At 33.3% G+C, this 12,816-nt stretch carries 12 protein-coding genes; 7 read left to right on the forward strand and 5 right to left on the reverse strand.

Annotated features, from left to right (window positions below):
- Positions 1-40: 40 nt before the first annotated feature.
- The 3 genes from AB1278_RS10425 to AB1278_RS10435 all read right to left on the reverse strand — a co-directional run bounded on the left by AB1278_RS10425 (position 41) and on the right by AB1278_RS10435 (position 2,939).
- Positions 41-1,246 carry an MFS transporter gene (locus tag AB1278_RS10425; RefSeq protein WP_062675182.1) on the reverse strand — a complete coding sequence of 402 codons (1,206 nt, stop codon included), beginning with the start codon at positions 1,244-1,246 and terminating at the stop codon, positions 41-43.
- Between the two features lie 88 nt (positions 1,247-1,334).
- Positions 1,335-2,249: a helix-turn-helix domain-containing protein gene (locus tag AB1278_RS10430; RefSeq protein ID WP_110011150.1), complete on the reverse strand. Its 915-nt coding sequence runs from the start codon at positions 2,247-2,249 to the stop codon at positions 1,335-1,337.
- A gap of 174 nt (positions 2,250-2,423) precedes the next feature.
- Complete coding sequence (locus AB1278_RS10435; RefSeq protein WP_429814205.1) at positions 2,424-2,939, reverse strand: hypothetical protein; 516 nt, start codon at positions 2,937-2,939, stop codon at positions 2,424-2,426.
- 466 nt (positions 2,940-3,405) lie between these two features.
- On the opposite strand from AB1278_RS10435, the gene AB1278_RS10440 reads away from it, so the two are divergent.
- Both AB1278_RS10440 and AB1278_RS10445 read left to right on the forward strand, forming a co-directional pair.
- A complete protein-coding gene (locus AB1278_RS10440; RefSeq protein ID WP_002978882.1) occupies positions 3,406-3,582 on the forward strand; it encodes a histone H1 in 177 nt (58 codons plus the stop codon).
- A gap of 278 nt (positions 3,583-3,860) precedes the next feature.
- A complete protein-coding gene (locus AB1278_RS10445) occupies positions 3,861-5,432 on the forward strand; it encodes a M20/M25/M40 family metallo-hydrolase (RefSeq protein ID WP_202838750.1) in 1,572 nt (523 codons plus the stop codon).
- Positions 5,433-5,721: 289 nt separating this feature from the next.
- On the opposite strand, the gene AB1278_RS10450 is transcribed toward AB1278_RS10445, so the two are convergent.
- The gene (locus tag AB1278_RS10450) at positions 5,722-6,069 is read right to left on the reverse strand and encodes a helix-turn-helix domain-containing protein (RefSeq protein WP_228406557.1); all 348 of its coding nucleotides are present in this window, start codon (positions 6,067-6,069) and stop codon (positions 5,722-5,724) included.
- A 503-nt stretch (positions 6,070-6,572) separates the two neighbouring features.
- On the opposite strand from AB1278_RS10450, the gene AB1278_RS10455 reads away from it, so the two are divergent.
- The 4 genes from AB1278_RS10455 to AB1278_RS10470 all read left to right on the forward strand — a co-directional run bounded on the left by AB1278_RS10455 (position 6,573) and on the right by AB1278_RS10470 (position 9,805).
- Positions 6,573-6,776 (forward strand): hypothetical protein, encoded by a 204-nt coding sequence (locus AB1278_RS10455; RefSeq protein WP_395973875.1) that lies wholly within the window; start codon positions 6,573-6,575, stop codon positions 6,774-6,776.
- A gap of 143 nt (positions 6,777-6,919) precedes the next feature.
- The gene (locus AB1278_RS10460; RefSeq protein WP_343641369.1) at positions 6,920-7,363 is read left to right on the forward strand and encodes a hypothetical protein; all 444 of its coding nucleotides are present in this window, start codon (positions 6,920-6,922) and stop codon (positions 7,361-7,363) included.
- A gap of 86 nt (positions 7,364-7,449) precedes the next feature.
- Complete coding sequence (locus AB1278_RS10465; protein WP_411413037.1) at positions 7,450-8,856, forward strand: LuxR C-terminal-related transcriptional regulator; 1,407 nt, start codon at positions 7,450-7,452, stop codon at positions 8,854-8,856.
- Between the two features lie 172 nt (positions 8,857-9,028).
- Complete coding sequence (locus AB1278_RS10470; RefSeq protein ID WP_202838754.1) at positions 9,029-9,805, forward strand: hypothetical protein; 777 nt, start codon at positions 9,029-9,031, stop codon at positions 9,803-9,805.
- 187 nt (positions 9,806-9,992) lie between these two features.
- Here the strand turns inward: AB1278_RS10470 and AB1278_RS10475 are convergent, their stop codons facing one another.
- Positions 9,993-10,430 (reverse strand): transposase, encoded by a 438-nt coding sequence (locus AB1278_RS10475; RefSeq protein ID WP_202838755.1) that lies wholly within the window; start codon positions 10,428-10,430, stop codon positions 9,993-9,995.
- 1,021 nt (positions 10,431-11,451) lie between these two features.
- On the opposite strand from AB1278_RS10475, the gene AB1278_RS10480 reads away from it, so the two are divergent.
- Positions 11,452-12,792, forward strand: coding sequence for a LuxR C-terminal-related transcriptional regulator (locus tag AB1278_RS10480; protein ID WP_202838756.1), 1,341 nt, complete (start codon positions 11,452-11,454; stop codon positions 12,790-12,792).
- Positions 12,793-12,816: the final 24 nt, after the last annotated feature.

Genomic DNA, 12,816 nt, shown 5'->3' on the forward strand with positions numbered 1-12,816 from the left:
CGGCGAAAATTATCCTGAAATTATAAAATAAAAGCAGAGACTAATTCTCTGCTTTTTCTTTTTTAACGGCTTGGTGCATGATAAGAATGATCCCCAAAAGGAAACATGCAATGATCAGATAGCGCCAGGAAAGACCTTTTTGATCTGTTACCGTTCCGCTTACAGAGATGATAAAACTTGTTACAGAAGTGATTACATACACCAGTCCACCCATCAGTCCGCCGGCTGTACCTGCATTTTTCGGAAAGTAAAGCATACTTGTCGTAAAAAAGGAGGTGAATAAAATTCCGGAACAGATATGAATGAAAAAGGCAAAAGGAATCATAATGAACAGGCTTTCTGCAAAATAACTGGTGGTGATCAGGCCTGCGATAAGGATCAGCTGAAGTAAGATGGGCTGTAAAATTCTGGGCTTAAAATCCAGAGTCAGTCTGCGTTTGCCTATAAAACCTCCAATCATCCATGAAAATCCTAAGATCAGTGTACAATATCCAATCACTACCGGCGTAAAATGAAAAGTATTTTCTATAATAAATGGCCCGGTAATATTAAATAACATCACGATAGAGTAGCTCAAACCTAAAATGAAAATCCCCAACATGAAAATCCTGTTTTTAAGCATCATCTTATAAAGGCTGATGTTCTCTGAAAGATCCAGTTTCTTTTTCTGCGGAAGGCTCTCCCCGCTAAAAAACCACTCAAAAAGGAACAGAAATCCGGCATATGCTGCCAGAAAATAGAAATTAGCATGCCAGTTGAAGATTTTCTCAAGATATCCTCCAAGGAAAGGGGCCAGAATAGGACCGCAGGACCATACAATAGTAAAGTAGCTCAGATAATGTTTTACCTTTTCCGCATCATAAATATCTACAAAAATAGCACGCGTAGCTACAACGAGTACTGAAACTGCAGCTCCCTGAAGAATACGAAGCAGACAGATCAGTAGAATACTGTTGGTCATCGTAATTAAAATACTGGTCAGTATCAATAGGAACAAGGCTATCAATTTGGGACGATAACGGCCGATGCTGTCCAGAATTCCTCCTACAAATAATTGGGAAATCCCGTAGCTCAACAGATATGATGTCAGGGTAATCTGAATATCTTTTTCCGAAACCATCATTTCTTTGGCCATAGAAGGGAATGATGGTAAATAAATGTCCGTGACAAACCCGGAAAGCGGGATAGACACGAAAGCCATAATGGTAATTAATCTGATTCGTTGTTCAGATGCTTCTCTCAACATATTCATTCATTTTTTACATTGCAAAAATAAGTCAAGAAATACAAAACCGGATTTTAAAAGACAAAGTAAAAATTACAAAAATCAAATATTATGACAGATTCTTAAATTTTAGGGGTGAAGTCTGCGCATGCTTTTTAAAGAAATTATTAAAATGAGCAGGCTGATCAAATCCTAAAGTATAACCGATCTGTGCAATATCCCAATTCGTATACTTCAGCAGGTTTTTAGACTCTTCAAACATCTTTTCTTTAATGATCTGTGTGGTCGTAAGGTTGGTTACAGATTTAACGGAAGAATTCAGATGATTGACATGTACGTTCAGGTGTGCAGCAAAATCGGAAGGCGTTTTTAAGGCCAGCGGATAAGCAGGAGAGTCCAGCGGAAACTGTTTGTTGAGGAGTTCATCAAATAACTTATACAGACGTACATTTGCGGGAAGTTCATTAGGATTGATATCTTCCACACGGTTTTCCAGCGCCAGGTGCATTACAGAAGCAAGATTGCTTTTGATACTGCTGCAGCGGAAAGGATAGGAAGAATTATTCATTCTGTAAATCTGATCAAAATATAGCATTGTCAGCTGAGCCTGTTCTTCTGTCAGAAAAACAACCGGCTTACTCCATTCCTTGAACATTGACGTTTTTTTAAACAGATTGAATTCAGAATTCCCATTAAAAAATTCCTGATTAAATAAACAAAAATATCCTTCCTGTACATCGCTTTCACACTCCCATGAATACGGAATGCTTGGAGAAGGAAAAAATAGGGCAGGACCATCTATATACAGCTGATGAGTACCATAATGAATGGTGCCCTTTCCAATAATAAAGCTTATTTTATAATAATCACGACGATTGTAAGGGCTTTTAAAACTACAGTATTTCCGCATGGAAATATTGAAGTGAGATTTTCCCATTTCAAAATCCTCAGAATCAAACATTTTGATCTGGTTTTTACGGATGCGTCTGTAATAATCCTCTATTGTTTCCAGCTGATCACTCATAGGTAAAAATTATAAAAATCAAAGATAAGTAAACTGTTATCTACTTAAGATCATTTTAAATGAGATAATAGAAATTAAAATGATAGTCTTCCTCAATAGTTGTGGAATTAAAAAAATGATTGTTTACTATTACATAGGCAAATATCTATGGAATCTATGGTTAAAGCAGCTGGATTAACCTTTATTAATCTCCAGTTCCAAAATATGAGAAGGCAGTTGAAAAGGTCCGGCTTTTGAACTGCTCACAGCGATAAAACCGGATTCTTTTAAAAAGTCTGCAAGCGGATCATGATCCAGGATATTGATCCATATAATATCCGTAAAGCTTACTGCTGACCTGCATTTTTTCCAGAGAGACTGTCTTGTTTCAGGAAGATCAAACTCTGAAAGAATTACAAAACTGATTTCTGTAGCTCTTTTTCCGCCAGGAATTCCCGGATGTACCGAACCGCTTTTTATAATGCTGAATCCGATGGGTTTCTGATCTGCATACATCATGATCAGTTGGTTAGAAAGATCGTTCAGGTCATTGATCATCTTTCTCGGGTCTATTTCGTTGTGAATATATTTTTTGATTTCTTCTTCAGTTACAAATTCTTTGTGCAATGCATAAACGGAAGAATCAATGATGGCTATAAGATCAGAAATTCCCTCTTCAGAACCTACTGTAAATTTTGAAATGATATCCATGGGATTTTTTTTTATTCAAAATTATAAGATTAATCCATTCAAAAAGGATACAGTTCGTTAAAATATCATCGGTACAGACATTATTTGTTTAAAATTGTCCTATATCATTAAAATTTTAGTATAAAATACTGGTAGAAATACAAAATAACTGGATTTTTAAAACAACGTAATCAAATACGTATAAATTGAGGAAAATAAATGATTTACAGATAAAATTTTTAAGAAGATTTCTCTATATGTTTCTTTGGTTCTTGTTGATTTTGAATAGTTTATTTAAATATTCACTGATGTGCTATGTGACACCGAATAACATGGCTTATTTTCTACAATAATTTGATTTTATTTTAAAATTTAAATTGAATTTCAGAAAGACTCAGAAAAAATGAGTAAATCCACTATTTTTTTTCTACACAATTAGGCTGGAATCGCCATAAAACCTATATTTGCAGCCTAAATTTTTAAATAAATGAAAGAACTAATTGAAAAAATCAACGCAGAATTTGAAGCGTTCACAACTGAGGCAAACCAACAAGCGGAAAAAGGAAACAAAGCAGCTGGTACAAGAGCTCGTAAAGCAGCTTTAGAACTAAGCAAATTGTTCAAAGAATTCAGAAAAGTTTCTGTAGAAGAAGCTAAGAAATAATTCGCCTTTAGCCGGCTTTTGAAGCCGGTTTTTTTATGTGCTGATGTCAATGGTGTTGTCTTTGAAATAACTTATTCCCGCCGAAAGTGAATGTCCTCTTCTAAAAATCCCAAAGACTGTTGTATTGATGGTTTTTTGTAGATTACAGTTATTGGTGAATTTTTGTTATTGTTTTTGAATAAAATATTGATAAAAATAATTGAAAAGCCTCTTTTTTAGGCTTGATTTTTTCACCATCTCCCTGATTTCTTTTATCTTTAAACCAATCAATATATATTATGAGGATAAATAGATTTTTTGCAGTGCCTGCAGTAGTGCTGGCTGCCCAGTTTTCATGGGCTCAGATAAAGGTTGATCCAAAAGAAAAGCTTAACCCTATCGTAAAAAGTTTTGTAGATGAAGTCAATAATAATTCTCAACTGGAAAACCTGGCGTCTGAACTGTTGGATGGCATCGGGCCCCGTCTTGTGGGAACTCCCGAAATGCTGGCAGCAAATGAATGGAGTGTCAATAAACTTCGCTCCTGGGGAGTAGATGCCAATCTTCAGCAATTCGGAACATGGAAAGGATGGCAGAGAGGAACGACTCATGTTGATATGACCTATCCACGCATAAAATCTCTTTCAGCAACTCAGCTGGCGTGGAGTCCGGCTACAAAAAAAGCCATTGAAGCGGAAGTGATCATTCTTCCGAAAGTGTCTTCTAAAGCTGAATTTGATCAATGGCTTCCTTCAGTGAAAGGAAAAATTGTGCTGATGGCACAATACCAGAAAATAGGACGCTCTGATGAACAGATCAAAGAATTTGCAACCCCCGAATTGTATGAAAAACTTAAAGCGGAAAAAGATCAGGCTGCTAAAGATTTTGCAGCTTATATAAAGAATATCGGCTATGATAATAACAGCCTTCCGGAAGCATTGGAAAAAGCAGGAGCGGCAGGTATTGCCATTTCAAACTGGACAGGTATTATGGGGGCTAACAGAATATTCGGCGCAAAAACTACCAAAATTCCTATGGTCGATATCGATTTGGAAGACTATGGAATGCTTTACAGAATGGCAGAAAAAGGAACTCGGCCTAAAATTAAAATTGATGCCCAGTCAAAAATACTTCCAGAAGCCAAAAGCTTTAATACGATCGGAATGATCAAAGGCAAAGAAAAACCTGATGAATACGTGATTCTTTCTGCTCACCTTGACTCATGGGACGGAGCACAGGGAGCTACAGATAATGGTACCGGTACGATTACCATGCTGGAAGCCATGAGAATTCTGAAAAAATATTATCCTGATAACAAGAGAACTATTATCATCGGACTTTGGGGTAGTGAAGAGCAGGGATTAAACGGTTCAAGAGGTTTTGTTGCTGATAATCCTCAGATAATTAAAGGGGTACAGGCAGCCTTTAATCAGGATAACGGAACGGGGCGAGTGGTTAACATCAGTGGACAAGGATTTGTAAAAGCTTATGATTATGTAGGAAGATGGCTTGATGGCGTTCCAAAAGCCGTAAGAAGCCACATTAAGACAGATTTCCCAGGAATGCCTGGTGGTGGAGGTTCCGATCATGCTTCTTTCGTGGCAGCAGGAGTTCCCGGAATTTCTTTAGGTTCTCTGAACTGGGGATATTTTGGATATACATGGCATACCACGAAAGATACCTATGACAAGATCGTTTTTGATGAGGTGAAGAATAATGTGATTTTAACAGCGGCATTAGCTTATATGGCGTCTGAGGATCCTGAATTCAGTAACAGAGAAAAAAGAGTAATGCCTCAGGATGAAAAGGGAGAGGTGGTAAAATGGCCGGAAGTAAAAGAGCCCCGAAGAAGTTCTAAAGATTATAAGTAGTTCTTTATTTGAAAAACAATAAAGAAGACTAATTTTAAATCTCTGAATATTATACCATATTCTGGTATATTCTTTTTGCCGTTATTGCTTAAAACATGTATTGATAGTTATATATGTTTTAGTCAATAACGGCATTTGTTATTAAGAATTTTTCTAAAAACAGGAATATCTCTTACTATATAACCGGGACGTGGTAAGATTCTGTTATTTTTATCCGGATTACATCCTTTAAACAAGGCAGTAAAAGCACAGTAGGAGGGTATATAAATTTATTGAGGTTGTGAATTGATTAAATATTGAATAAATTTTTCCATTTTGCAACGGTATTACGACTCAATTTAAAATGCAGGGCCAGCTGCGTATTATTAAGATAATTCTTTTTCTGATATTCAAGGATTTTGTGTATCGTTTCTTCATTGTAGGAACGATGAGACTGATTTGCCTTGATGTCCTGGTTATAATTAAATATTATTCTGTTAATTTCTATTACATCAAACGCTGACAGATTTTTCTTCGATAAAATTTTTGCACACTCGTCCTTTTTCTCAGGATATTTCAGGTCGACAAGATCAAGGTAAATCTTTTTATAATCAGGCGTCATTGAGTGAGATTGTTTGTGATGATCCATTGGTAACATAATAATATAAATTTTCAATTTTATAGCTCTTTTTTGAGCGAACTGTATTTAATAAAAAAGAATACTAGAGTTCATAAATTAATTAAAGAGAGTGTCTCAACCAATTAAAAGAATGCTTTTAATATTTAAAATAATAAAGTAAAATTGTTTTTGAACTTTACAATAGTTTATTTCTTTAATGTCAGTTACAACTCTAGTACCTGGTCTTTATATCAACTAAAGGATTTGTGAGTTAATAGAAAGTATATAGTTTGTGTTTTTGTGCAAAAATATAGGTCTTGTTCTATACGCTGCAATATTTTGTATACATCATCTATACAGCTTTTTCTGAATGTCAAAAAATCCGAAAATTGCTTACAGATAACGGTTGGTTGTCTCTTACTATAAATCGGGAGTATTTGCTTGAAATAACGCACGTTTCGTCGTGCTGTATCTGTGATGTATGTGCCATTTAATGCATCCTAACGCTTATTTTATACTTTTACGGTGAAACAAAAAACCTTATGAAGAAAAAAAATGTATTAACCTTGCTCGTATTATTGTTGCTGGATATGTATTCCCAGAGCGGAATTGATACTCCGAATTCTAAAATTACTCTGGATGTACCAGGAAATTCAACGAAGCCAGCTATACGGGATGGTATCATTGCATCAGGAATTACCGCAGATCAGCTAAAAAATTATCCTTCCTTACAAGTTATAAAATAATACAATTGTAGAAACAGGACGTGTTCTTACCAGATCATCTTAATATCCTTTAAAGTTAATTAAGGTAATTCCCGAGCCCGGCTCTGTTTACTATATATGTTAAGTAATTACAATAGCTTTTAACACACAATAAATTGAAAAAAATGAAAAATTTCATCATGACTTTAGTAAGTACTCTCATAGTTTTTTCGTGTACTGTAAATGTTTCTCAAAAAGATATTCCCTATACATCAGCAAAGAAATACTTTGTTAAAAATACCTCCCATCAAAAAGATTTAACTGAAAAAATAATTACTTCACAGGAAGAATTTGATCAGATTTTTGGGGCTGCAACAACAATGGGCATGAGCGGGAAGCCAACACCTATTGATTTTTCAAAAGAAAATGTACTCGCTCTTATTTACCCTAAAACCAATCTGGAAGTGGAGATTATCCCTGTCAGCCTTCAGGAAAAAGATCAGGATATAGTATATTCTTATAAAGTGATCAAAGGAGGTCAGCGAAGTTTCATGACAATCCCCAATACAATTATTATCATTCAAAAACCTGATTCAAAAAAAATAATTTTTCAGAAAGTACAGAAATAAGCAGAATTATTTGTTAGTATCAAAGGAACAGCAATTGAATATACAATATGATCAGCGTGAGCATAAAAAGAATATTTCAATTTTTAATGATGGTGTTTGCCCATTTGTCTATTTTTACTGTCTTATATTCTCAAAATTATACTCCGGACCAAATAGACAACGCATTAATAATTAAATCCGAGAAATTAAGAATAAGAGGTGAAAAAAAAGAATTAATTTCTTTCAACGAAAAATATATTATTATTTCCCAAAATCAGAATTATCTGAAAGGAGAAATTTTAGGTTATATCAATATTGCTAATATCTATGCAACCATAGGTGACTATAAAGAGTCTTTTTATTATCTGCGGAAAGCTGAAAGAAAAATCAAAAAAATCAATGATGCTTATTTGTCTGCCAGGCTATATCACGAATATGGACAGACTAATTATGGTATTGGGTTGTACACAAATGCATTGAAATATAATTCACAGTCTATTTACTATGGTAAGCTGATTTCCAATCGTAATGAAAGGGAAATATTATCAGGTATTTATGCAAGCAGGGCAGATTTCTTACATGATATCCACCAGCCTGATTCTTCGCTGGTTTATTTGCACAAAGCATTAAATATAAAATCTACTCCGGTAATTAATTCTTTGATAGCAAATCATTATATGGTTTATAGAGAGAATCCGGATTCATCTTCGTATTATTTGAATAATGCATTGAAACTACTGCAGAAAACGGATTACTGGAATGTCCAGAGAGGGCAGACTTACTACTTTTATGGTAATTTTCTTAATAAAAAAAAAGAGTACGAAAAAGCGTTGATGTACTATACAAAATCTGTTGCCATTTTAGAAAGAACCAAAAGAGTTTATAATATTCCTCTGCTATACAAAACAATAGCCGGTACTTATCGGATTTTAAATGACCAGAAGGGAGAAAAAGAATACCTTGAAAAGTATACAAGGATAAATGACAGTTTAAGCAAGGTTTGTAACGAAAGCATCAATATTTCTATCGATGAAATGATAAAGGAAAAAGAATCTGCAGATATTTCAAAGAAGAATGTATTTTTTGTTTATAAAAGTGTAGTTTTCTGTCTTATTGTTATTTTACTTTTAGCCTTTATCCACTGTCAACAGAATAGAGATATTATAAAACAAAAGGAATTTGAAACAGATGTCTTAAAGGAAAAACTTAATAATTCCTACGATTATATTATCGAGCTGGCCAAAAAAAACGACCCTAATTTTCTCAACAAATTTCAGGAAGCATATCCGGACTTTATTAAAAATTTACTTGAAATAAATTCTAATTTGTCAAAATCTGATTTAGCTTTTTGCGCGATGATATGGGCAGGATTTACATCAAAAGAAATCGCACAGTATACTTTTGTGGAACATCGGTCTGTCCAGAATAAAAAGCACAGACTCAGGAAAAAATTGAATATTTCTTCAGATGTTGATCTTTACTTTTTCTTTAAAAATCTTTCTGATGACAGCTGAGAATAGTAAATCGGGATAGATATATTGTTTTTTTTTAAGATATAGAAGTGTTGATTTTTAGAGTTTTATATATGTTGTTGTTGGATGTTGTATCTATGATGTATGTGGTCGTATGCTGTAAAAGTGGTATTGTGTTATAGTTTTGCATACAATTTAAAATACAATATTCATTATGAAAAAGAAAGCCATACTTATTACCAGTATCTTTGTTTCCTTATTTTATTATTCCCAAGTTGGAATTAATACCTCTACTCCTATGAAGTCCCTGCATGTTAACGGATCTTTACAGGTTGTCAATGAACTGAATGTGGGAGGGACTGCTTCTACCGCAGGTTCGGCAGGAACTGCAGGGCAGGTTCTTAAGTCTAATGGACCGGGTAATGCTCCTACCTGGGAGTCTATTGCAGGTGTTCCAAGTTCTACAGGAACTGTGATCGTGGTAAATGGACAATTTCTGGTGGCCCAGGAAATTATTGTACAAATGACTAATGATTTCACGGTTACAGCTGGTTCCAACGGTGGTGTTCCGGTTGCTATAGGAAGTTTAAATAATGAAATTGTAGATAATGAAAATCTGTATACGGGTTCACCATCCACTAATTCATTTAAAGTATCAGCTGATGGTGTATATCAGGTAACAATGAACGGACAGTTATCTACAACTAATGATAGTAATAATCAACCTACGGTTCCAGTATTAGGCATATGGGATGATACAATTAGTGGCTGGGTGGCGCGTGTTAATGATGTTTATTGGGCAGGATCATCAACTTCACCCGGAGGTGAGCCAAAGCAAACCTATACTCTCATTACTTCAATTCCTATGTTAGCTTCTCATACCTATTCTTTCAGACTGTATAATACAGAGGATGTAACTATCAGGTATTTAAGCTCAGGTGCTACAGGATCTGGCCCTGTTACTCAAATGTCCGTAAAACGATTAAAGTAGAGTACACTTTTATCTTAATTTCTACATTTTACTAAAAAACAGACTAAAATTAGCCTGTTTTTTTATTTTTCATTCGTTGCTTTTTTTGACAATTCATTACACGAGCATAAAATGATAGATTTAATTTATCTTTGATAAATTGACATTAAAGTGATATTATAACTATGCAAAAATAAAGTGGAAGTGTCTACTTATTTTTATCCGTATACTTTGCTATCCACTTATATAGTGTAGTTTTTGGGATTTTATAATCATTTATTATTTCCAGCTTTGTTTTTTTTCCTGTTTCAATCTGCTCAAGAATAAATTCTATTATTTCCTTGGTGTAGATGTTTTTCCTGAACGCAGGCAGAGAAGATGTTTTTTTATCGGAAGTTTTATGGGAAGCTACCTTTTTGGGAGGAGAAAAGAGTATAAGATGCTGTGAGTATGCCCGGAAAAAATCATACTCCAGCAGCTTGCTCCATCTCAATAATTTATCAGTTGTCAGGTCTTGTTCAAGGAACATTTGTTCAATTTCAGATTCAGTACATTTCATGAAACTGCATGCTCTCTGCATGTCCAGTGCTTCTTCCTGAAACTTAGCTTTAATAGTACTGCCAATATGTATTTTTTTAAAATTCAAAATAAACGGTATTATATAATTAAAATTTTTTTTCGCAAAAAATAATTAAGTCTTAGGACTTATTTTCGTTGGGCTGATGACAAAAATGGGTCTGAATTAAAATGAATATCTTCATTAATATTCTATACAGGTGATATTAATTCCTACCTGAGAAGAAAAAATAATAGGTAAACCTATTTTTATCATTTGTTCAAATTTAGCATTCATTATTTTTTTTTAATCAAATAGCTGTACATCAGAGATACATCAATTTTTATGGTGTAGGATCAAAAAACTCCCGTAAAACGGGAGTAGCAACTTTGATCAGTATTATAGAATTCTATAAAAATGAAAACTGATTTTGTTATTAAATATTGAGAACTGAAAGTTTTACAACAGATGTTTTTGTTTGTGTAAAAACTTTAGTTAAATCCTCAATTCAATATTTCTTTTGTGCTTTATATCAGATTATATTAATAAATTTTACTGTTACAAAGTTAAATCTGGCATATGATTAAAGCAAAATTTTATATACATCAAAAGTACATCAATTTACAGTTTGCTGCTATAATAGCATCCGGGGCATGAAAATCTAATGCAAAAATGGAATTTTATCAATTGATTATACTACCTCAATAAATTATTGATATAAATTAATTTCCTGATGATTTCAAATTTATTAAAATTGATTGTTTATGCGTTTCAATTAATCAATATATAGTGAATATAATAATGATATGTTTTTAAATTTAACTAAAATTAGCAAAAAATTTGTAACTATATATTTTTTTTATTTAATTTTATGGAAACTAAATTATGCGTTATAATTTGGTTGAAAAAGTTATTATTAATATCTTGTTAAGTAGTTTTTGTGGTAGAGTCTGATCTTGCTCTTTCACTTTAGAAACTAATTATTATTAAATTTACTATGCAAACATTAAAGCTGAGCCAATTTTCGAAAGTATTGCTAAGCGCGCTGATATATTTTTTGTTTTCTAACTTATTCTATTCTCAGACATACACCCCTCAATATATAGATAGTATGTTGATAAAAGTAAATGAGAATTTAAGAGTAAGTGGCAGAAAGAAAGAATTAATTGATCTTAATACGAAATTTTACAATATCAGTAAAAAACAGGATTATAAAAAAGGAGTGGTCATTTCATACATTAATTTGGGGAATATGTATGCTACCGTCGGGATGTATGAAAAAGCCTTCAAATACCTTCAGTTGGCTGAAGAAGACCTTGAAGGGATGGAAGATTACTACCTGTATACAAGACTATATCAGGAGTATGGCCAGGCTAATTTTGTAATAGGTCTTTATAAAAAAGCCATTAAGTATAATTCCAGGTCAGTTTATTATGGTAAACAAATAAAGGATAAGCATGATCGGGAGATTTTATCTGTTGTTTATGCAAACAGAGCCGACTTTTTAAGGGAAACAAATTCGGTTGATTCTTCGTTAATCTATCTACACAAAGCTTTAGATGTAAAACCAACACCGGTTATCAATTCCACGATTGCTAATCACTATCTGCTTTTTGGTAAAAATGAGGATTCTGCACAGGTATATTTTAACAGGGCTTTTTCTCTTTTAGAAAAAAAAGATTACTGGGATTCCCAGAGAGCGCTTACTTATTTTTATTACGGGAATTTTTTATTTGAAAAACAGGATTATAGTCAGGCATTAGATTATTATATTAAATCGGTAGAAATACTCAAAAAAACCCAAAGAATCTATCAGGTTCCCGTATTGTATCAAGCTATTGCCAAGACCTATAAAAAACTAAACAATAACTCAAAAGAGAAAGATTATCTGGAAAAATATGCTAAATTAAACGATAGTCTGGAAAAGGTATGGGATGAATCAATCAATACTTCTGTTGATAAAATGATTCAGGAAAAGGAGAAAAATGATATTGAAAAAAAGTATTCAACCATCGTATATAATGTAATCGTTTTTGTATTATTGGGTGTTATTGTATTTGTATATTGGGTTTATCAGAAAAGAATTACTAAAAAGCGTAAAATAATAGAGGAGAAAGAATTAGAGACGGAATCTCTGATGAAAAAAATGTCTGCTAATGATGAAAGGCTGGTGTTTTTAGCAAAGAAAAATGATCCTTTGTTTTTTAATGAATATCAAAGTGCTTATCCTGAGCTGGTTGAAAAGCTTTTTGAGATTAATCCAAAGCTGTCAGCAAATGAGCTTTCTTTCTGTGCAATGATACAGCTGGGCTTTTCCTCTAAGGAAATTGCACAATATGGCTTTATGCAGCACAGATCGGTACAAACAAAGAAAAATAGATTAAGGAAAAAATTAAATATTCCATCCGATGTGGATCTTTATTTTTTCTTGCAAAATTTAAATTCCAAATAATATTCAATCGCATTGTGCGCGCAC

The organism is Chryseobacterium sp. NRRL B-14798 (assembly GCF_050470705.1).
GTDB lineage: Bacteria > Bacteroidota > Bacteroidia > Flavobacteriales > Weeksellaceae > Chryseobacterium > Chryseobacterium cupriresistens.